Genomic DNA, 22,501 nt, shown 5'->3' on the forward strand with positions numbered 1-22,501 from the left:
AAATGACAAAAGGAGATAGAAATGACAACTTATCAAGATGATTTTTACCAAGCGGTCAATGGGAAGTGGGCAGAGACAGCGGTTATCCCAGACGACAAACCTCGTACAGGTGGTTTTTCAGATTTAGCAGATGAAATTGAGGCATTAATGCTAGACACTACAGATGCTTGGTTAGCAGGGGATCATGTCCCTGATGATGCAATTTTAGCAAACTTTGTTAAATTTCACCGTTTGGTAGCGGATTATGACAAACGTGATGAGATTGGTGTGGCGCCTGTTCTTCCCATGATTGAAGACTACAAGGCTTTGGGCTCTTTTGCGGAATTTGCTGCTAAGATAGCTGAATATGAGTTGACAGGTCAGCCTAATGAATTTCCCTTTGGTGTGGCACCAGACTTTATGAATGCTCAGCTGAATGTGCTTTGGGCAGAAGCACCAAGCATTCTGTTGCCTGACACGACTTATTATGAAGAAGGTAACGAAAAGGCAGAGGAATTGCGTGGCATTTGGCGTCAATCTCAGGAAACATTGCTTCCTCAATTTGGTTTTTCAACAGAAGAAATCAAGGACCTTTTAGATAAGGTGATCGAGTTGGATAAGCAATTGGCTAAGTATGTCTTGTCTCGTGAGGAAGGCTCTGAATATGTCAAATTATACCATCCTTATACTTGGGCTGACTTTACCAAACTAGCTCCAGAGCTTCCTTTGGATAGCATTTTTGAAAAGATTTTAGGCCAAGTACCTGACAAGGTTATTGTCCCTGAAGAACGTTTTTGGACAGAATTTGCAGCCACTTACTACTCTGAAGCTAACTGGGATTTACTCAAAGCTAATTTGATTGTGGATGCGGCGAATGCTTACAATGCTTACTTGACCGATGAGATTCGTGTACAGTCTGGTACCTATGCGCGTGCTTTGTCTGGAACGCCTCAAGCCATGGATAAACAAAAAGCAGCCTTTTATTTGGCGCAAGGACCGTTTAACCAAGCGCTTGGCTTGTGGTATGCTGGTCAAAAATTCTCCCCAGAAGCTAAGGCTGATGTGGAAAGCAAGGTGGCACGCATGATTGAGGTTTATAAGTCTCGTCTAGAAATGGCTGATTGGTTAGCACCAGCCACACGTGAAAAAGCCATTACTAAATTAAATGTCATCACGCCACATATTGGTTATCCAGAAAAACTACCAGAAACCTATGCCAAAAAAGTGATAGATGAGACTTTGTCTTTGGTTGAAAATGCTCAAAACTTGGCAAAAATCACGATTGCTCACACTTGGAGTAAATGGAACAAGCCAGTTGATCGTAGTGAATGGCATATGCCAGCTCACTTGGTCAATGCTTATTATGATCCTCAGCAAAATCAGATTGTCTTCCCTGCGGCAATTTTACAGGCACCGTTTTATTCTTTAGATCAGAGTTCTTCAGCTAATTATGGTGGTATTGGTGCAGTCATTGCCCATGAGATTTCACATGCCTTTGACACCAATGGTGCTTCCTTTGATGAACATGGTAGCCTAAATGATTGGTGGACACAAGAGGACTATGCTGCCTTTAAAGAGCGTACAGATAAGATTGTAGCGCAGTTTGACGGCTTAGAGTCACATGGTGCTAAGGTCAACGGTAAATTAACAGTTTCAGAAAACGTCGCTGATTTAGGTGGAGTTGCCTGTGCTTTAGAAGCGGCACAATCGGAAGAGGACTTCTCAGCGCGTGACTTCTTTATTAACTTTGCGACGATTTGGCGTATGAAGGCCCGTGAGGAATACATGCAAATGCTAGCTAGCATTGATGTTCATGCTCCGGGTGAACTGCGAACAAATGTCACCTTAACCAACTTTGATGCTTTCCATGAGACCTTTGATATTAAAGAAGGCGACGCTATGTGGAGAGCTCCGAAAGACCGTGTGATTATTTGGTAAGTAGGTAGTTGATAAACCTTCAAATACCTGTGATTGGAAAAATGACTGATTCTGTGAAGTACAGGATCAGTTTTTTACTTAGTGAGATGCTTGTTTTAGAAAAGATGAGGTAAAAAAAGATAACCTTCCGGTAGGAAAGTTATCTTTTTCTGATACTTATTAGAAAAAGTGATTAGTTGTTAAGGGCAGCAGCCATTGTAGCAGCAACTTCTGATTCGAAGTCGTTAGCTTTTTTCTCGATACCTTCACCAACTTCAAAACGTGCAAAAGCAATCGCTTTAGCGTTTACTGAGTCAAGGTAAGCTTCAACAGTTTTGCTGTCGTCCATGATGTAAACTTGTGCAAGAAGAGTGTAAGCTTGGTCAACTTTAGTGTTGTCAAGCATGAAGCGGTCCATTTTACCTGGGATGATTTTGTCCCAGATTTTTTCTGGTTTGCCTTCAGCAGCAAGTTCAGCTTTGATGTCTGCTTCAGCAGCAGTAATCACATCGTCTGATAATTGAGCTTTTGAACCGTATTTCAAGAATGGAAGAGCTGGTTTGTCAACCATTGCACGAGATTCGTTGTCAAGTTCAATAGCGTGGTTCAATTGAGCAAGTTCATCTTTGATGAATTGTGCATCAAGTTCAGTGTATGAAAGAACAGTTGGCTTCATTGCAGCGATATGCATTGATACTTGTTTAGCAAGAGCATCATCGCCACCTTCGACAACTGAGATAACCCCGATACGGCCACCGTTGTGTTGGTAAGCACCGAAGTGTTGCTCGTCAGTTTTTTCAATCAAAGCAAAACGACGGAATGAGATTTTTTCACCGATAGTAGCAGTTGCGTTAACGTAAGCGTCAGCAAGTGTTTCACCAGAAGGCATTACAAGTGCAAGAGCTTCTTCGTTGTTAGCTGGTTTGCCTTCTGCGATTACTTTAGCAGTTGCGTTTACCAATTCAACGAATTGCGCGTTTTTAGCAACGAAGTCAGTTTCAGCGTTAACTTCAACAACAGCAGCAACGTTATCATGAACGTAAACGCCAGTTAAACCTTCAGCAGCAACACGGTCAGCTTTTTTAGCTGCTTTAGCCATTCCTTTTTCACGAAGAAGTTCAACGGCTTTGTCCATGTCACCATCTGTTTCAACAAGTGCTTTTTTAGCGTCCATAACGCCGGCACCAGATTTTTCACGTAATTCTTTTACAAGCTTAGCTGTAATTTCTGCCATGTGTAGTATCCTCCAAATTATGTTTGTTTTCGTTTAAAAAAACGAGACAGAGCGGTTTGCTTTCTGCCCCGTTTGGTTTTCGATTGTTAAAGACAAACGAAGTTTGTCACGAGAGTTAGAAACTCTGTGCTAATTAAGCGTTGTCGCCTTCTACAACTTCAACGATTTCTTCGATTGACTCAGCTTGAGTGTCAGCTTCAAAAGCAACGTCTGCATCTTCACCTTGACGGCCTTCGATAACAGCGTCAGCCAATTTAGCAGTGATCAATTTAACGGCGCGGATAGCGTCATCGTTAGCTGGGATGATAACATCGATATCATCTGGATCAGCGTTTGTATCAACCATAGCTACAACTGGGATACCAAGTTTTTTGGCTTCTTTAACAGCGATTTGTTCTTTATGTGGGTCAACAACGTACATTACGTCTGGGATACGAGGCATATCTTCGATACCGCCCAAGAATTTTTCAAGACGAGCGCGTTGTTTGTTAAGAAGTGCAACTTCTTTCTTAGGAAGAACGTCGAAAGTTCCTTCTTCTTCCATGCGTTTGATTTCTTTCAAACGAGCGATACGTTTTTGGATTGTTCCCCAGTTAGTAAGTGTTCCACCCAACCAACGGTGGTTGATGAAGTATTGACCTGCACGAGTTGCTTCGTCAGCAACTGCTTCAGCAGCTTGTTTTTTAGTACCAACGAACAAGATAACAGCGTCGTTAGCTGCTGCGTCACGAACGAATTCGTAAGCTTGGTCAGCTAATTTTACAGTTTGTTGCAAGTCGATAACGTGGATACCGTTACGCTCTGTGAAGATGTATTTAGCCATCTTAGGGTTCCAGCGACGAGTTTGGTGACCAAAGTGAACACCAGCCTCAAGAAGTTGTTTCATTGAAATTACTGCCATGAGTAGTTTCTCCTTTATAAAATGTTTTTTCCTCTTCTAAACTTCGACTTGCAGGCTAACCTAGCGGCAACAAGCCCACAATTGGTCTAGAATGAGTATTTGCCGTCTACACGACCCTACTATATTATCAAAAAAAAGGCTTAAAAGCAAGTTCAAACCCTATAAAAACGATGGACCTGTGAAAGGGTACGGGAGAAAACTTGCGAAATACTTAGAATTAAGTTATAGTGAACTTGTATTATTATTGGAGGCGCTTACATGAATAACGTTATCACTTTCCAGTTGCTTGGCATTCCACGTATTTTGCTCAATAACGAAGAACAATTTTTTGCTTTTGCCAAAGTGAATGCACTCCTTTATTATTTAGCTGTTAATGGTTCTGTGAGTCGTGAGATGGCTGCCAGTTTGTTATGGGAAAACAAAAACACGCAGACTGCCAAGAAGAACTTGCGCAACACCATCTATCAGGCTAATAAGGTCTTGCAGAGTGATGTGATTATCTGTCCTAATCGTAATATGCTTCGCCTAAATCCAGCTCTTGATATTCAAACTGATATTGCCCGCTTTTTGGAGGCTCCCCTTGCGCATTTGGCACTGTATCAGGGAGAATTTTTACAAGGTTTTTACCTTAAAAGCGGTGAGGAATTTGACCTGTGGGTCTCAAAAATTCGCATGCAGTGTGAGCAGGTCTACCTTAAAACTTGTTATCAAAAAATCGAAGAGGGGCTATCTCTGGATGCCATTGAAGATACTGAAGAGCATTTAAAACAACTTATTGAACGTGATGAATTTGAAGAGAAAAATTACCAGCTCTTGATGCGACTTTATCAGCAAGATAATCGTCCTAGTAAGGTCATCGAGACCTATTATCAATTAGTGAATGTTTTGGATAAAGAATTAGGGATTCAACCTAGTCCGCAAAGCCAACAGATTTATCAGGAAGTAGTCGCCAAAGATCGTAATGAACGTAAAATCAAACATTTTTTACGTAATAGTAATCATTTTTTGGGTCGGATTGATGAAATTAAGCAACTAGAAGCTTATTTTGCTAATTGTTTAACCTATCGAGAAGTAGGCGCTTTACTTTTGGTTGGAGATACTGGGATTGGTAAGCGGACGCTGGCGAGACAAGTGCTGGCTAATCAAACGCAGGATTACCAAATTGTGACGGCTAATTGTTTTCGAGAAGAGGCTATGGACTCTTTGTTGCCTTGGCGTAATATTTTAGATGGCTTAGGGGACTTGGTGATTCAGCATCGCTTGTTGTCGACCAAAGCGTGGCGAGCAGCGCTCAAGCAATGTTTCCCAACGGCGACCGTTTTTCAAGAGCATGTGGCGCATCCTTTTGTTAAAGACCATACCAGTTTGTTGGTTTCCTTTGTAGTTGATATTTTACAAAATCTAGCAGACATCAAGGCTTTAGTAGTATTGATTGAAGATTGTCACTGGATGGATGAGGACAGTTTGACCTTACTGCAACGGGTCATGAATCAGCTGTCCCATTATCCCATAGCTTTTGTTTTGACCAAACATTTAGGAACCACTCCTCAACTGGGAACTTGTCTAAATGCTTTAATCAGTCAGGGACGCTTAGAAAGTATTCGACTGGAACCGTTCACCCGACAAGAAAGTTCAGCTTATATTCGCAGTCAATTGGAGAGCCAGAGTGTGACGGAGCAAGACATCGATCACCTCTATCAAGCTAGTCAAGGAATCCCTTTTTTCTTATCAGAATACACCCAAACCTTGTTGCGAAAAGAAAAGTTTGTGCCTCTAACCCCTGCTATTAAGGCTAAATTGGGGCTAAAATTAGCTAATCTCAATAGCCGTGATGATGAACTGTTGCACTACCTATCTTGTTGCCGAGGAGCCGTGCCTTTAAACACCTTGGCTCAGCTGATGCTGCTGCCGCTTGAGGAAGTCATTGAGATGGTGGATAGTCTATGCCATTATTATATTTTAATGGAAGAGAATAAGGGAGAAGAGGTGCTGATTTCTTTTCGTCAGCGGATTATTCAACTCTATTGTTATGACCGTCTGTCTTTATCGAAGAGGCGTTTATTGCACGGGCAAATTGCCAAACGATTGGAGGAATTATTACCTCTTTTACCTCCAAGTCCAACTTTGCTTGAGGCTATTGCTTACCACTATAAAGAATCACGACAGGTGATTAAGGCTTTAGAATATAACCTCAATTACCTTGATGCTACCCTGCAATTTCAGCATGAACTGTTTCCTATTTACTCCAAGAGTGTTGGGTTAGTGGAAAAATCTGATCGTGATAATCATCGTTTGATGGAAAGGCAGTTTGATAAGATTCGGCAAAGCATTGCGGATTTGGAACTGACCTATGATAATAACCGCGATTTTCAACAGTTATTGATTCGTTTTGCTTACCTTGAAGGCCGTTACGATATCCGAACAGGGAGGTATCAAGAAGGGATTAAAAACATTCAAAAGGTTATCGCTTTGGCAACTGAGCTAAAGCAGACATCCTTCTTGTTAGAAGGTTATCGTCAGCTAATTCATTACTGTATCCAAGTTGAAAACAAGCCAGAGATGCGTTATTACACTAGCCTTTCACTGGAGGCAGCGGTTTCTGCTAATCATTTTGAGGCTATAGCGATTAGTTTGCGGTTAAAAGGCCTCTATCATTTGATTGTTGGGGAGTTAGATGAGGCTGAACATCTGCTTCAACAGTCAATTGATTTCTTTAAGGTGACGCCAGGATTGCAGGCTAACTATGCGATTCAGATTGCTGCTGCCTTAGATTATTTGGGAGAGATTGCCCAGATTCGCTATCAGTTTGAAAAGGCTGTTGCTTACCAAAAAGAAGCCATCTCCTTAACAGACAACAAGCCAGCTGAATTATCGGTGAGTATTTTTTACATTGGATTAGGGATTTCTTATTTCTATTTGGGTCATTTTGATCAAGCTGAGCAAATCTTGAGTTTAGCTAAAGAAGCTTTGGCTAATCATATTTACCCATGGAAAGAAACCCAGCTCGAGATATACTTGGCCATGATTCAGTGGAAAAAAGGCCATTATCAGCCAGCCTTGTCCCTACTTGGTCACAGGGAAACCTTGATGTCTAGGTATCGCAATCCGCGTGACAAGGGATTGGTTTTCTATTTGATGGCTGTGGTCAAGTACCAATTGATACGTCAAGGAGATACCCTAAGTCAGCAGGAAAAAGAAATGGTAGCTCGCCTGTTGACAGAATCCTTTGAGTATTATTATGAAATTGCTAGTACTAACCTCAACCCTTACCGCGATTGTCATTTGGTGAGTGAGTTGAACGATTTGCGTCAGCAATTATCTGCTAAAAGCTAAGGAGAACCCTCTGATGCGCATCAGAGGGTTTTAGCTATGTTGTGCCATAATCTGTACGAGGTAAAAGATAAAGGTGGCTGCTAAATTGGCGGTGTGGTTATCAATATCGTGCGGTGGTGAAACCTCAACCACATCAAAGCCAACTAATTTTCCGCTAGCTGCAATGTGTTGCAAAACCAAGACAGCAAGATTTGGGTCAACACCGAGGGATTGGATAGCACTAACCCCAGGTGCAGCACCAACTGAGAAGCAGTCCATGTCAATGGTCAGATAGACTCTTTCTTGCCCCTCTAAGAAACGATCAATGGTTTGGCAAACCTTTTGATAGCCCATGCGATAAATATCTTGCCCAGTCAAAAATTGAATGCCCTTGGATTTTGCTACAAAGTCAAATAAGAAAAGATTATTATTATGTTCTTGAATGCCTAAAACAAGATAGTTAAAAAGGCGATTTTCCGCAACGGCATCATCAAACATCTGGCGGAATCCGGTGCCAGAATTGGGACCTGTTTGGTCGTAGGGCCTTAAATCAAAGTGAGCATCCATGTTAATGACGGCTAGGTCGTCACTTGGGGCTAGGCTTTGACGAAGGCCTGAGTAATGCCCGTAGGCTGTTTCGTGGCCGCCTCCTAAGACGATGGGTCTGAGATTAAGGTCACGCATCCGTTTGATGGCCTTGCTTAAACTGTTTTGCAGTTGTTCCAAAGAGCGGTTGGGGCCGTCAATGTTTCCTACATCGTAAACCATGACTTGGTTTCCTAAATGCCAAGGGAGTTTGGCGAGCTGGGTTCGTATGGCGGCTGGACTTTCGACTGCTCCGACACGACCATTATTGATATAAACTCCCTTATCACTTTTAAAGCCAATCAAGGCAAAATGTGTCCCTTCAAATGGGGTTAGTGAGCTGTCGTTAAGGTCAAGGAAAGTCATAACCATGCCCCATTTGGCAGCGTATAAATCGTCATCAATCGCACCATGGTAGTAACTAGTGGTGGATGGGTAGTAATCTTCTAGCATGCGCGTCATCTCCTTTAGGATTATGATAGCAAAATAAAGCTTAGAGTCAACACTTTCTTGGCCTTTGTCACTGCTTTTTAGGAATAGCAGAGCAATAAAATCGTCTGCTTTTGGTCCCAGTCAGTTAGCCCAAAGAGGCCATGACTTTTGCCACAGCCCCTTTTGGTTAAAGAAGTACCTTATTCACTAAAATTGGATACTCAACTCAACTGCCTGTTCAATCGCTTCGAGGAAGCTTGGGTCTTCAATGACTGCTGATGCCTTGTTTAATTCATCGTAGATTTCGATGTCTTTATCGTGTTCGATAAAGTTAACTTCCTTGCGGAAGAGATCGTAGGCAACCTTAGTCCCTTTACCTAGTTCATGATTTTCAGGTTTGAGATCAAGAGCTTGGCAGGCTGCCATGATTTCAGTAGCCACGATGCGGCGAGAATTTTTAAGGATTTCACCGGCCTTGCGAGCAGCGGTTGTGCCCATGCTGACAAAATCTTCTTGGTTTTCACAAGATGGGATAGAATCCACGCTGGCTGGATGTGCCAAAACCTTGTTTTCAGAAGCAAGAGAGGCACAGGCGTACTGAGTAATCATAAAGCCTGAATTGAGACCTGGGTATTTGACAAGGAAAGATGGTAATTTGCTGAGTTGGCTATTGACCAAACGTTCCACACGGCGTTCAGAAACATTTCCGATTTCAGAAATGGCAATGCCTAAGAAGTCAAATGGCTGTGCCATTGGTTCTCCGTGGAAGTTACCTCCTGAAATAACGTGGCCGTCTTTACAGATAATTGGGTTATCTGTGACAGAATTGATTTCAATGTCAACTTTGGATTTGACATAGGCAATACTGTCTTTGCTAGCCCCATGAATTTGAGGGATGCAGCGCAAGGTGTAAGGGTCTTGCACACGAGATTGAGTAGCTACGGTTGTGTTTTGGCTACCTTCGAGGAGGTTTCGGATATTGCGAGCTGTTGCCAACTGGCCGCTTTGTGGGCGAATGGTGTGAAGATTTTCTTCAAATGGACTAGTGATTCCGTTATGCACTTCAAGGGAAAGGGCACCCGCTAGGTCTGACAATTTCAATAATTGAATGGCATCATAGGTTGCAAGGGCACCGATACCAGTCAGAACGGTTGTTCCGTTGATAAGGGCTAAACCTTCTTTAGCGGCTAAAGAAATCTTGTCGATACCAGCTTTATCAAGAGCCTCTTGACCAGAAAGGAGTTCACCTTTATAGTAAGCTTTCCCTAGACCAAGCATAGGAAGCACCATGTGAGCAAGCGGCGCCAAATCTCCTGAAGCTCCTAGGGAACCTTTTTCAGGAATGTAAGGGTGAACCCCTTTGTTGAGCAGTTCTACTAATTTTTCAATGGTGGAGAGACGAATACCAGAATACCCTTTGACGAGAGAGTTGATACGGATAAGCATGATAGCGCGCACGGCATCTTCTGGCAATGGATCACCAAAACCACTGGCATGGGTACGAATCAGATTTTCTTGGAGTTGGACCGTATCTTCTGGTGAAATGCTCACGTTACAAAGGGATCCAAAACCAGTGGTCACCCCGTAAACGACCCGTTTTTCGTTGACAATGTCATCAACAATTTTACGAGAGGCGTTCACAGCTTCAACAGCACTGTTATCAATGCGACAGGCTACACCTTGGCGAGCAATCGCAATCACATCTTCGAGGGTAAGGCTTTCGCCATCTAAATTAATCACTCTTGTCATAGTTTTTTCTCCTATAATAAAATGGCTATTAAAAATTAATGGTTTATCAGTTGAAAATATTTTTTAGCTTAAGGAAGGCATCCTACTAGAGCTGCAGGATTACCTTTACGAGCTTCGTTAGCAGCAACTGCACAGGAAATTGCCCACTTACCCAGATTATAAATATCTTTGTAATCCTTTTCTGTCAGATTACATCTAGGATCCCTCCAAGATTCTGTGTATGGACTGTTGGGACAAGTAGCTGCACTTACTTTTTCAGAAGTCATTATAGTTACACCTAATACAGCAGTAAGTAATATTATCATTTTTAATGTTGTAGATTTCATCATTAGTCTCCTTGCTTTAAACTTCCGTAAAATTATTTTTAATAGCCAAGTTTTTTATTAAGCAAATCTTTTATTTAGTACTTTCATAATAAAATAAATAGTAGTAGAAATTATGACCCCGATAAGACCATATACAAAATACATTGGGTTTTCTCCCCATATCATTAATAGACTTATTATAACTGCAATTATAGGTATAACTGACCCAAAAGGAACTCGAAAAGCTACTTGAGTATTTGGTTCAAGTTTCCGCATTTTAATGACTGCTAAAGCTGTTGGAATGTACTGGAAAAATCTAAAAATGACACTTAATTCCGCTAAGCTTTCAAATGAGCCAGTGAGTAGAAGTACAATAGCAATTGCTCCTGAAACCAAGATAGCAACGAGTGGTGCACCATTTTTATTTTGCTTGGCAATAGCTGCTGGTAAGAGCCCTTCGTCAGCAATGGCGGCACCGTAACGTGGTACCATGATGGATTCTCCCATGTTAAGACCTGTAATGGAAATCAAAGCACCGATTGACACCATCCAAGCGCCAGCAGGGCCTATCATTTTAACAAAGGCATCTTGAACAGGTGCATTGGTCATCATGATTTGAGAGCCAAGCATGGCAATAGTTCCACCGATAATCAGCATGTATAAGACAGAGACGATGCTGATTGATCCTAAAATAGCACGTGGCACATTTTTTTCAGGGTCACGCATTTCCCCAGCGACAATAGAGAGGGTTTCAAAACCGATAAAGCCATAGAAGATATAAACAGCAGTATTGGAAATAGCCCCTAAGAGGTCAGTCCCTGGTTCCAATTGAACAAAAGGGGTAAAATTAGGAAGCCCATTTTTGATGAAGAAAAGGGTACAAGCAGAGAAGGCAACGATTGGGATTAACTTAGCAATGGTGGCTGTGATGGTGAAAATTTTAGAGGTTTTCAAGCCAGCAATATTCATCAAAGACAGTAAGATAATCAGTCCAACACTAATAGGAATGTGCCAACCTTCGAAGGCTGGGAAGGTAATGATAAACATTCTGGCAAATCCAGCTGCCATGGCTGCCCAAGCGAAGATGGTAACGGCCCAACCAAGGAAGCCAACGTTAAAGCCGATAAAATCACCAAAGGCTCGTTTAGAATATTGGAAAGCTCCGCCATTTTTCCCAAAATAGCCAGAGACTTCTGCAAAACAAACCGCCAGCATGATGGTCAAAATAGCTGTCCCAAACATAACGGCGATTGATGCAGGGCCGAGGCCCTTGTAAATGGCCCTAGGTAAGAGAAAGATACCAGAGCCGATAACGGCATTGATACCGTAAAGAGTGGCACCGCTCAAGCTAAACTTAGCCTGTTCTCTTTCTTGTTCGTTCATGTGATTTGACGCCATAATAATGCTCTCCTTTTTGTATGCAAGTTGCGTTCAAATGTAATGGGTAGGGTCGCTAGGAAATGAAGAATACCTCGTGTTAGGAGGTTGCCTCTTAAGTCTAACGACGGTGATGAGACATTGATTAGCGATGAGAAAATAAGTAGCTGTTGTGATGATGTGAATGACAGCCTAAAAAGATGAGACTTGAGTCAATAATTTGCTACTGACATCGTCGGTCTTGTTCCATTAGGAGTTGTGCCATAAGCCTACCCAAACAGCTACTGGGGTTTGGACGGGGCTTGTTTGATTGGAGCAAACTTTTAGGTCTGAAAGGCTGGCCTCCTGGTCGATTACCAACAAGTGATTGGCTTCAAGTTCTTGATTCACCTGATTGGTCACAGAATAAGTCAGCTTGCTTAGGGCATAAAGCAGTTGGCAGTCCGCTTTGGGTGCCTCAAATGGTGTGTCAGACCAGACGGGTAATAATTGCCCTCGGTAATGATCATCATACATTAAATTGATGTCTTGGCAGGTTCCACGACTGACTATTCTGGCATCGCCTTCAAACGCATAGGGTTCAAAAGGAGTTAGGGAAATCTCTTTAGCATGACTCAAATCACTTAATGTGATTGGCTTGTCTAGGCTCATTAGGATCCTGTGATAGCCGTCAAGTAAGGTAAAAGTTGTCTGTCGTAGGGCCACGGTTGCAGTTGAGAGACGGTAGGAGAATTTTCTCTCTCCGTAGTCTCCATTTTCAGGATAAAGGAACAATTGTTTCGTTTTGCCACCAGACCAGTCTGTTTGGAGGTAATCAGAGGGCGTTTTGATTGTTACCTTTGTCATTTGTTCTCTCCTTATTTGCGATTAGAATAATCCTGTGATGTTGCCCTCCTCGTCAATATCAATTTTTTCGCTGGCAGGTACTTTTGGAAGGCCAGGCATGGTCATGATAGCACCTGTCAGGGCAACGATAAATCCTGCTCCTGCGGACACTTTAAGGTTGCTAATAGTCACTGTAAAGTCTGTTGGTGCGCCAAGTTTCTTAGCATCGTCTGAGAATGAATATTGGGTTTTGGCCATGCAAATTGGGTAGTTTCCAAAGCCGAGGCGTTCTAATTCTGCCAGTTCACGTTTGGCTGCAGGGCTCAATCTAATCCCCTTACCACCGTAAACCTTGGTAACGATTTTAGTCAGTTTGGTTTCAATGCTATCGTCTGCATCGTAAACAAAGCGGAATTGATTGTCTTGTTCTGCCAATGCTACTACTTTTTCAGCTAATTCACGGCCACCAGCTCCGCCATTCGCCCAAACGTCAGAAATCACAACTTCAACGCCACGTTTGTCGCAGGCATCATAGACAGCTTGTAATTCGGCATCGGTATCAAGTGGGAATTTATTGATCGCCACGACAACTGGAAGGCCATAGACGTCTTGGATATTAGCCAAATGTTTGTCAAGGTTAGGTAAACCATCCACAACGGCTTGAACATTTTCAGTAGCCAAGTCAGTTTTTTGAACGCCACCGTGCATTTTAAGGGCACGAATAGTGGCTACTAGGACAACGGCTGCTGGACGAAGGCCTGACATGCGGCATTTGATGTCAATGAATTTTTCAGCTCCAAGGTCAGCACCAAATCCAGCTTCGGTAACGGCATAATCACCATATTTCAAGGCTAGTTTGGTGGCAAGGACACTGTTACAGCCATGGGCGATATTAGCAAATGGTCCGCCGTGAATGAGGGCTGGTGTGTGTTCCAGGGTTTGCACGAGATTAGGATGAATCGCATCCTTGAGCAGTGCTGCTAGGGCACCACCCGCTTTCAAGTCTTTAGCTGTTACAGGTTCACCTTGGTAGTTGTAACCGATGATGATTTTTTCAAGGCGGGCTTTAAGGTCAGAAATATTTTCGGATAGGCACAGGATTGCCATGATTTCAGAGGCGACGGTAATGTCATAACCATCTTCACGAGGTACCCCGTTGACCTTGCCTTGCAAGCCGTCAACAATATGACGAAGCTGGCGGTCATTCATATCCACCACACGTTTCCAAGTGATACGTCTAGAATCAATGCCTAGGCTATTGCCATGGTGAATGTGGTTATCAATCAAGGCAGCTAATAAGTTGTTGGCGACACCGATAGCATGAAAGTCCCCTGTAAAGTGGAGGTTGATGTCTTCCATTGGGACAACTTGCGCGTGGCCACCGCCAGCAGCTCCTCCTTTAACCCCAAAAACAGGACCAAGAGAAGGTTCACGAAGGGCAATAACTGCTTTTTTTCCAATGGCAGCGAGAGCATCTACCAACCCAACAGAAGTGGTGGTTTTACCTTCACCAGCTGGTGTTGGTGAGATAGCAGTGACAAGAATCAATTTACCATCAGGCTTATCTTTTAGGGCAACCAGTTGATGGGCATCAATTTTTGCCTTGTATTTGCCATAGAGACAGAGGGCTTCCTCGTCAATCCCTAATTGATCGGCAACCTTACTGATAGGTTCCATAGTGACAGAGTTGGCTATTTCAATATCTGATAAAACCATAGTTGCTCCTTTACTTGTTAAACAATATCGAGAATTTTCGTGTAGATGTCATCGGCCAAGTGACAGCCCTTGTCTAGTAAGGCTTGTCCTTTTTGGCGATAGTCGGTAACAAAGTCTTCATCTTTGATGCCAGACAGATTAATCAAAACATTCAACCAAGCGCCTTGTAAACCTGCTTTTAAGTTTAAAGCAGCTACTCCGAGGTCACTAGCAGCATTTGTATTGGACTTGCCAACGGCTTTTGCAGTGGTTTCGAGTGCTTCGACCATGAGGGTCATCATCTCAAATGGTGATTGTGCAGCTTTTTTTAAAGCCTCTTGCATGGCAGTTCGTCTGGCAGCCTTGTCTTTGTCAGTCTCTTTTGGCATATCAAAAACGGCAGAAACTAGGTTAAAAGCTTCGGTGTCTTTGTCAATGGCTGCAAGCAAGCTAGCTTGTAGAGCGGTGCTTTTAGCGTGGACCTCTGTAATAATATCTTGGTAGTCAGCGTATTTTTTCTTACCGAGGGTCAATTCACAGACCATCTTGGTCAAGGAAATGCCATTAGCGCCAGAGAGAGCAGCAGCAGAACCACCACCTGGAGCAGGGGCATCTGAGCCAAGGACTTTAGCGAAATCTGTTAAGCTTAAATCAACTAAACCCATAGAGAACCTCCTAACCTAGCAAATGGTTTTCAAGAACCTGTTTATTGTAGTCAAAATCCTCAACTTGCAAGTAGTATTCAGCCACATCGATTAAGGCTTTGGCTGGCGCAAGTCCGATGACTTCCGAACCGATAATGTTAACCCCATACCGTTTAGCTTCAAAGCGAATGGTTTCAAAAGTACGGTAAAGAGAACATTTTTCAAAGTTAACCATGTTCATGGAGACTTGGGCAATATGGCGGTCTTCTAACATAACACCGATAGCTTTACAATATTTGTAGCCACCACCTGAACCGCGGATAATTTTAGCAATTTTATTAGCAATGTCGATATTGTCAGTATCCAAATTAACATTGAAGGCAACCAATGGCATGCGAGCACCGACGGCAGTTACTCCAGCAGTTGGGTGAATCTTACGGTCTCCGTAATCAGGTGCCCAGTCCTCTTCCAACAGTTTTTCTGGCATGCCTTCAAACTGACCTTTACGGATTTTAGCAAGGTTTTGACGTTCTGGGCGTGTGGCAGAATCTTCATAAAGGAAGATTGGGATTCCAAGTTCACGGTTAATCCGTTCTGCGACTTGTTTGGAAATCTCAACACATTCTGCTGTGGTGATGTCTTTGATTGGGACGAACGGGCAGACATCGGTGGCACCCATACGAGGGTGTTCGCCATGATGTTTGGTCATGTCAATGTTTTCAGAAGCGTATTTAATCAGTTGGAAAGCTGCTTCCTGGATAGACTGATCGTCTCCAACTAAGGTAAACACGCTCCGGTTGTGGCTCGCATCAGAAGAGTAATCGAGGAGGGTCACTCCAGGAATACTTTTGGCCGTCGCTACCAAGCCGTCGATAACAGCCTGATTTTGGCCTTCTGAGAAGTTGGGAATACATTCAACAATTTTCGCCATGTTAATCTCCTTTTATGTCATTGAGTTACTCATTAAGAGAATGGGTTATCTATTATAGATAACGCTTACATTTTATCTAACTGCTTTTACTGAAATAATTGATCTACCGCTGAAGTCACAAGGTTATCGTCAGCCAAATATGGAATAGTGATGTGATCAGTACCTGCATGGAGACGATTATACTCAATAGCGGTTTCAATAGCGTGTTCATTGCGAGCCCAGTTACGGCGAGCTACACCGCCCATAGTGTCCCAAGCAATGGCAGATTTAATAATCTCATCAATGCGTTCGCTACCATCTAGAACAAGTCCAAAGCCGCCGTTAATGGCTTTACCGATACCAGTTCCGCCACCGTTATGGAGGGCCACTAAACTCATACCACGCGCAGCGTTACCAGCGTAACATTGAACTGCCATATCACAGGTGACATTGGAACCGTCTTTAATGTTTGAGGTTTCACGGAATGGTGAGTCAGTACCAGACACGTCATGGTGGTCACGGCCAATCATGACAGGTCCAATCTTACCTTCGCGGACTAATTCGTTAAATTTAAGGGCGATATTCACACGACCAATACAGTCTTGGTAAAGGATACGGGCTTGTGTGCCGACGACCAATTGATTTTTCTCAGCATCACGAATCCAGTTATAGTTGTCACGGTCTTGGTAACGGCGGTCAGGATTGATGGCTTCCATAGCTGCATGGTCAGTTGCAACTAAGTCATCGTGATTACCACTCAAGCAGACCCAACGGAATGGTCCATAGCCGTAGTCAAAAAGCATAGGACCCATGATATCTTCCACATAGGATGGCCAAATAAAGCCGTCTTTGTCGTCAAGACCATTCTTAGAAATTTCTTTAATACCAGAGTCGTAAACAGACTTCATAAAGGCATTGCCGTAGTCAAAGAAATAGGTGCCATTTTCAGTTAACGTCTTAATAGCTTCAAAATGCCGTGCCAAGGTATCATCAACCATTTGGTGGAAGGTATCTTTATCTTCTGCCAAGAGCCGGGTTCTTTCGTCAAAAGTGATGCCGACTGGGCAGTAACCACCATCGTAAACATTGTGACAAGAGGTTTGGTCTGACAAAAGGTCAACATGAATATGGTTGTCATTGACGTATTCTAAAAGGTCAACAATATTACCATGGTAAGCAATGGAAGTAGATTCTTTAGCATCTATGGCTTTTTGGGCTAATTGCAGAGCTTCTTCAGGGCTTTCGGCAATTTGACTGATCCAGCCTTGAGAATGACGGGTTTCAATCCGAGATTGGTCAACCTCAGCAACAATGGCAACGGCTTTAGCAATTTCTGCAGCCTTACCTTGTGCCCCACTCATGCCTCCTAGACCAGATGAGATGAAAAGCTTACCGGTCAAATCACCGTCATCAGCCACTCCAAGTTTGAGACGACCAGCATTTAAGAGAGTATTAAATGTTCCATGAACAATCCCTTGTGGGCCAATATACATCCAACCACCTGCGGTCATTTGACCATAGTTGGTGACACCCATCTCTTCGGCGATTTCCCAGTCTTTCATGTTGTCGTATTCACCCACCAAAAGGCCATTTGTAATGATAACGCGAGGCGCTTCAGGTTTGGATTTGAAGAGACCAACTGGATGACCAGACTCAACCACTAAGGTTTGTTCATCAGTCATGACCTCTAGGTATTTTTTGATTAATTGGTATTGCATCCAGTTAGCACAAACAGAACCAGTTTCTCCATAAGTAACTAATTCGTAAGGGTACAAGGCAATCTCAAAACTCAAGTTATTGTCAATCATGACTTGCATAGCCTTGGTGGCTGTACAAGTGCCTTTGTACTCGTCAATTGGTTTTCCATAAATGCGATCTTTTGGTCTCCAGCGGTAGCCATAAATGCGGCCACGGGTTTTGAGTTCTTCCAAAAATTCTGGAATGACTTCTTCGTGGAACTTCGTAGGTACATAGCGTAGGGCATTTTTTAAGGCAATTTCGGTTTGAGACTGGCTTAATCGAAAACCTCTGTCCGGTGCTCTGCGGATACCTTCTTCGAACACAGTCTTTTCAGGAAAAACATCGTCTAACTTAACGGTCATAGCAGCAGCTATTTCAGTTTCACTGTAAAATGACATAGAAAACTCCTCCTTAAATCATTTTTTTATTGTCGAGATTAGTCTAACTTAGTCTAGTCTATAAAAAGTCAATCAGAGATAGAAATGCTAAAAAAGTCTAAAAATATCGCGATAACCTATTTTTTGACTAAATTTTGACGCTTTGACAGTAAGATGATGGTATGACAAAATGAAACTAGGGAAAGAGAGACTTTTTGTCTCAAGTGCTGAACGATGACAGACTCAAGTCATCAGTTAGGGGAAGGAGCCAAATCTAGTCTTCCAAAAGCAGATTGACCAGCAAATTTCCTGTCAAAAGAGCAGGACTGAGCAGTGTCTTTCCCTTATAACGAATGAATCGCAATCTGATAACAAGTCATGCTAATAAAGGAGGTTTTTATGGTTGCTGATGTCTTATTAACACATTTTAATCAAATCGTTTGCCCCAATGATCCTGGTCATCCTTTGACCGGGCAAGAAATGAAAGAAGCTACCATTATCGAAGATGGTTACTTGGCTCTCAAAGATGGTCTCATCATGACCCTTGGTTCCGGACAGCCAGATGCTAGTTTAATTGGACCAGAGACTGTTGTGCGTTCATATGAAGGTAAAATTGCGACACCTGGTATTATTGACTGTCATACCCATTTAGTTTATGGCGGTAGTCGAGAACATGAATTTGCACAGAAACTAGCAGGCGTTCCTTATTTAGATATTCTTGCTCAAGGTGGAGGCATTTTAAGCACGGTAAGGGCCACTCGGGCAGCTAGCTTTAACAATCTTTATCAAAAATCTAAGAGATTGCTGGATTATATGTTGCTTCACGGGGTAACTACCGTCGAAGCTAAAAGTGGTTACGGCCTTGACTGGGAAACAGAAAAACGCCAATTGGGTGTTGTTGCTGCCTTGGAAAAAGATCATCCTATTGATTTGGTCTCGACTTTTATGGCAGCTCATGCGATTCCTGAAGAATACAAAGGGAATGCTAAGGCTTACCTCGATGAGATTGTTGAGCAGATGTTGCCAGAGGTGAAGAAAGAGAATCTGGCAGAATTTTGTGATATTTTTTGTGAGAAGAATGTCTTTACTGCGGAGGAATCACGTTATCTTTTAAGTAAGGCTAAAGAATTAGGCTTCAAGCTTCGTATTCACGCAGACGAAATTGCGTCTATCGGTGGGGTTGATGTAGCAGCAGAACTGGGCGCCATAAGTGCAGAACACTTAATGATGGCAACTGATGAGGGCATCGCCAAAATGAGTCAAGCAGGCGTGATTGGAAATCTTCTCCCAGCGACTACCTTTAGTTTAATGGAAGATACCTATGCACCAGCGCGCAAGATGATTGATGCTGGCATGGCCATTACTCTCTCAACAGATAGTAATCCTGGTAGTTGTCCAACAGCTAATATGCAATTTGTCATGCAGTTAGGGTGTTTCATGTTACGCTTAACGCCCATTGAAGTGTTAAATGCTGTTACTATTAATGCGGCATACTCTGTCAATCGTCAGGAGAGAGTTGGCAGTTTGACAGTTGGTAAAGAAGCAGATATTGCCATTTTTGACGCTCCAAATATTGATTATCCTCTTTATTTCTTTGCCACTAACTTGATCCATCAAGTTTACAAAAAAGGTCAACTTGTCGTTGACCAAGGTCGCATCCTTTAAAAAGTCCCAAAAAGAAGCTTTGAGCTAATGCTCAAAGCTTCTTTTGATAGGGTATTATTATTGACGAATCAAGTAGTCAAAGGCACCGATGGCAGCAGTAGCCCCAGATCCCATTGAAATAATGATTTGTTTATAAGCTGAATCAGTACAGTCCCCAGCAGCAAAGATACCAGGAATATTGGTTGACCCATGTTTATCCACGATAATTTCACCACGATCGGTTAGGTTCACACCGCTATCCTTGAGCCAAGCTGTGTTTGGAACAAGACCAATTTGGACAAAGACCCCTTCAAGGTCAATGTGTTTGTCTTCACCGCTATCACGTTCAGTGTAGTTGAGACCAGTAACATAATCGTCACCAACAATGTCTTTAGTAGCAACATTTTTGATAATAGTCATGTTAGCAGTATCAGCTGCGCGGTCTTGAAGCACTTTGTCAGCTTTGAGCTCAGGCAAGAATTCTAACACGTAAACGTGTTTAGCAAGACCAGCCAAATCAAGGGCAGCTTCTAATCCAGAGTTTCCACCACCGATAACAGCAACATCCTTGCCTTCAAAGAGAGGACCATCACAGTGAGGGCAGTAAGTCACCCCTTTATTACGGAATTCATCTTCTCCAGGAACATTGATGTTACGCCATTTGGCACCAAGAGCTAAAATAGCAGTTTTGGCTTGTAAAACCGCACCATTAGCTAGAGTAACCTCGATGTTTTCTTTTTTCTCGATAGAAGTAGCTAGTTGTGCTTTGATAATGTCCACATCGTAAGACTTGGTATGGGCCTCCACTTCGGCCATTAATTTTGGTCCTTCAGTGTAAAGGGTACCAATCATATTTTCGATGCCGACAGTTTCCATGACCTGACCACCAAAGGTTTCAGCCAATAAACCTGTTTTCAATCCTTTACGAGCTGCATAGATAGCAGCACTATTGCCCGCAGGTCCACCACCAACAACAAGGACATCATAGACTCCTTTATCCGCAAAGGCTTCTTCTGAAAGGGGACCAGCGACTTGTTCTAAGAGTTGTTCGATAGTAGCACGGCCTGAAGTGAATTCTTCACCATCTAAGAAGACAGTTGGTACAGACATAATGCCTTTTGCTTTCACTTCATCTTGGAACATGCCACCTTCCACCATAGTATGTGAAATCTTGTCATTCAAAACAGACATAATGTTGAGAGCTTGAACAACGTCTGGACAGTTATGGCAGGTTAAGCTGACGTAGGTTTCAAAATGCAGTGGGCGATCAATAACCTTGATGCGGTCAATAACATCTTGATCTACTTTTGGAGCACGTCCAGATACTTGCAAGAGGGCAAGGATGAAAGACGTAAATTCGTGGCCTAAAGGTAGACCAGCAAAGGCAACCCCACTATCTTCTCCTTTTTTCGCAACTTTAAAGCTTGGTTTACGGTCTAAGACAGTTTCTTCAACCGAAATACGATCAGACATCGCAGCAATTTCTTCCACGAAGTCTTTAACCTTTTGAGACTGTTCGTCATCACCAAGATAAGCTTGCAAAACCAGGTCAGATTCTAACAAGGTGAGGTATTGGGCAAGTTGTTCTTTAATATCAGGACTTAATGCCATAATCTTCCTCCTTAGGGGTGTTAAATCTTACCAACTAGGTCAAGACTTGGTGTCAATGTTTCAGCGCCTTCTTTCCATTTAGCTGGACAAACTTCACCTGGATGTTTACGAACGTATTGAGCAGCGTGAATCTTGTCAAGCAATGTGCTAGCATCACGTCCGATACCATCAGCATTGATTTCCATCATTTGGATAATGCCATCTGGGTCCACGATAAATGTTCCACGTTGAGCGAGACCATCTTCTCCTAAAACCTCAAAGGCTTGAGAAATAAGGTGAGATGGGTCACCAATCATTGGGTAAGTGATTGTACCAACAACATCTGAATCATCATGCCAAGCTTTGTGGACAAAGTGAGTATCTGTTGAAACAGAGTAAACTTCAACATCTAATGCTTTTAGTGCTTCATATTGTTCTTGAAGGTCACCTAGCTCTGTTGGACAAACAAATGAGAAATCTGCTGGATAGAAGCAGAAGATAGACCATTTGCCCTTAACGTCATCGCTTGTTACCTTGATAAATTTACCATTATGGTAAGCATCGGCTGAAAATTCAGTAATTTCTTTTCCAATTAGAGACATGTAGCTGTCCTCCTCTTATTTATTAAATTTTTATACTTGTATTATAAAAGAACGACAAGCGGATGTCCAATCAAAAACCCTTGATTTTCCCAGATTAGTGCCTATTGTTTTCTGACAATTTAGATGTGAATAGCATCACATATATTAAAATCATTCTAATTAAGCCACCAGACCCGTGAAATCAAAGGGTTAATAAAATTAGTTTTAACAGAAAATTTAACCATATTAAAGCGCTTTCATTGAAATTTTTTTCAACAAATTAAGCTAACTTAATCTAAAAAAGGACTTTTTCCAAAACATTAAGGGGCAGTTTGTTAGGAGAGGGAGAAATGGTGACATCTGGGAGCTAGAAATAATACTTGACGGATATAGGGAATTAAGGTAAAATAATTTGTGTTGTGGCGGTATAGCCAAGTGGTAAGGCACGGCTCTGCAAAAGCTTGATCGTCGGTTCAAATCCGTCTACCGCCTTCAGAGAACCTGATTTATCAGGAGAAACTCACAAGAAAAAAGCTCGTTATGTCGAGCTTTCAGATTGAAGACAAACATCGATTTGGTGTTTGTCTTTTTTAGTGTTTTTAGATAAAAATGGCTGTTTCCGTGCTTAAACCACCTCATCTGAACAAAATAAAAAGGCTCTCCCGCCATCCTTTTGACCAGTTTTTTGAGATTTAAGCATGCCA

The 22,501-nt window shown here is 42.5% G+C and carries 16 protein-coding genes, 1 tRNA gene and 1 pseudogene; 4 read left to right on the top strand and 14 right to left on the bottom strand.

Annotation, left to right across the window (positions count from 1 at the left end; translation table 11 throughout):
* The first annotated feature begins 21 nt into the window (after positions 1-21).
* Positions 22-1,917 (top strand): endopeptidase PepO, encoded by a 1,896-nt coding sequence (gene pepO, locus ACYTR8_RS07255; protein ID WP_479641927.1) that lies wholly within the window; start codon positions 22-24, stop codon positions 1,915-1,917.
* A gap of 172 nt (positions 1,918-2,089) precedes the next feature.
* On the opposite strand, the gene tsf is transcribed toward pepO, so the two are convergent.
* A complete protein-coding gene (gene tsf, locus ACYTR8_RS07260) occupies positions 2,090-3,130 on the bottom strand; it encodes a translation elongation factor Ts (RefSeq protein ID WP_111717745.1) in 1,041 nt (346 codons plus the stop codon).
* A gap of 133 nt (positions 3,131-3,263) precedes the next feature.
* Positions 3,264-4,031 carry a 30S ribosomal protein S2 gene (gene rpsB, locus ACYTR8_RS07265; protein WP_003053073.1) on the bottom strand — a complete coding sequence of 256 codons (768 nt, stop codon included), beginning with the start codon at positions 4,029-4,031 and terminating at the stop codon, positions 3,264-3,266.
* Positions 4,032-4,289: 258 nt separating this feature from the next.
* Between rpsB and ACYTR8_RS07270 the strand changes: the two genes are divergently transcribed.
* On the top strand, positions 4,290-7,364 hold the full coding sequence (locus ACYTR8_RS07270; protein ID WP_479641928.1) for an AAA family ATPase: 3,075 nt from the start codon (positions 4,290-4,292) through the stop codon (positions 7,362-7,364).
* A 30-nt stretch (positions 7,365-7,394) separates the two neighbouring features.
* Here ACYTR8_RS07270 and hutG read toward each other — a convergent pair whose 3' ends face one another.
* The 9 genes from hutG to ACYTR8_RS07315 all read right to left on the bottom strand — a co-directional run bounded on the left by hutG (position 7,395) and on the right by ACYTR8_RS07315 (position 18,003).
* On the bottom strand, positions 7,395-8,381 hold the full coding sequence (gene hutG, locus ACYTR8_RS07275) for a formimidoylglutamase (RefSeq protein WP_111717743.1): 987 nt from the start codon (positions 8,379-8,381) through the stop codon (positions 7,395-7,397).
* A gap of 186 nt (positions 8,382-8,567) precedes the next feature.
* A complete protein-coding gene (gene hutH, locus ACYTR8_RS07280) occupies positions 8,568-10,109 on the bottom strand; it encodes a histidine ammonia-lyase (protein ID WP_479640068.1) in 1,542 nt (513 codons plus the stop codon).
* A 68-nt stretch (positions 10,110-10,177) separates the two neighbouring features.
* On the bottom strand, positions 10,178-10,435 hold the full coding sequence (locus ACYTR8_RS07285; protein ID WP_479640069.1) for a hypothetical protein: 258 nt from the start codon (positions 10,433-10,435) through the stop codon (positions 10,178-10,180).
* Positions 10,436-10,492: 57 nt separating this feature from the next.
* Positions 10,493-11,812: an APC family permease gene (locus tag ACYTR8_RS07290; protein WP_479640070.1), complete on the bottom strand. Its 1,320-nt coding sequence runs from the start codon at positions 11,810-11,812 to the stop codon at positions 10,493-10,495.
* A 228-nt stretch (positions 11,813-12,040) separates the two neighbouring features.
* Entirely contained in the window at positions 12,041-12,637 is a 597-nt protein-coding gene (locus ACYTR8_RS07295) for a HutD/Ves family protein (RefSeq protein ID WP_269760129.1), read from the bottom strand.
* Positions 12,638-12,658: 21 nt separating this feature from the next.
* On the bottom strand, positions 12,659-14,332 hold the full coding sequence (locus ACYTR8_RS07300; protein ID WP_479641929.1) for a formate--tetrahydrofolate ligase: 1,674 nt from the start codon (positions 14,330-14,332) through the stop codon (positions 12,659-12,661).
* A 17-nt stretch (positions 14,333-14,349) separates the two neighbouring features.
* Positions 14,350-14,976 carry a cyclodeaminase/cyclohydrolase family protein gene (locus ACYTR8_RS07305; protein WP_479641930.1) on the bottom strand — a complete coding sequence of 209 codons (627 nt, stop codon included), beginning with the start codon at positions 14,974-14,976 and terminating at the stop codon, positions 14,350-14,352.
* Positions 14,977-14,986: 10 nt separating this feature from the next.
* The gene (gene ftcD / locus ACYTR8_RS07310; RefSeq protein WP_111717737.1) at positions 14,987-15,886 is read right to left on the bottom strand and encodes a glutamate formimidoyltransferase; all 900 of its coding nucleotides are present in this window, start codon (positions 15,884-15,886) and stop codon (positions 14,987-14,989) included.
* A gap of 86 nt (positions 15,887-15,972) precedes the next feature.
* Positions 15,973-18,003, bottom strand: a complete 2,031-nt coding sequence (locus ACYTR8_RS07315) for a urocanate hydratase (RefSeq protein ID WP_479641931.1) — start codon at positions 18,001-18,003, stop codon at positions 15,973-15,975.
* A gap of 378 nt (positions 18,004-18,381) precedes the next feature.
* Here ACYTR8_RS07315 and hutI point away from each other — a divergent pair, with 378 nt between their 5' ends.
* Positions 18,382-19,647 carry an imidazolonepropionase gene (hutI, locus tag ACYTR8_RS07320; RefSeq protein ID WP_479641932.1) on the top strand — a complete coding sequence of 422 codons (1,266 nt, stop codon included), beginning with the start codon at positions 18,382-18,384 and terminating at the stop codon, positions 19,645-19,647.
* 57 nt (positions 19,648-19,704) lie between these two features.
* Here the strand turns inward: hutI and ahpF are convergent, their stop codons facing one another.
* Complete coding sequence (gene ahpF, locus ACYTR8_RS07325) at positions 19,705-21,237, bottom strand: alkyl hydroperoxide reductase subunit F (protein WP_479641933.1); 1,533 nt, start codon at positions 21,235-21,237, stop codon at positions 19,705-19,707.
* A gap of 20 nt (positions 21,238-21,257) precedes the next feature.
* The gene (gene ahpC / locus ACYTR8_RS07330; RefSeq protein WP_003058719.1) at positions 21,258-21,818 is read right to left on the bottom strand and encodes an alkyl hydroperoxide reductase subunit C; all 561 of its coding nucleotides are present in this window, start codon (positions 21,816-21,818) and stop codon (positions 21,258-21,260) included.
* Positions 21,819-22,218: 400 nt separating this feature from the next.
* On the opposite strand from ahpC, the gene ACYTR8_RS07335 reads away from it, so the two are divergent.
* Positions 22,219-22,289: transfer RNA gene (locus ACYTR8_RS07335), tRNA-Cys, on the top strand.
* Here the strand turns inward: ACYTR8_RS07335 and ACYTR8_RS07340 are convergent.
* Positions 22,290-22,501, bottom strand: a pseudogene (locus tag ACYTR8_RS07340) (hypothetical protein); the annotation flags it as partial. It lies immediately after the preceding tRNA gene.

It is taken from the genome of Streptococcus sp. F2, assembly GCF_056500955.1.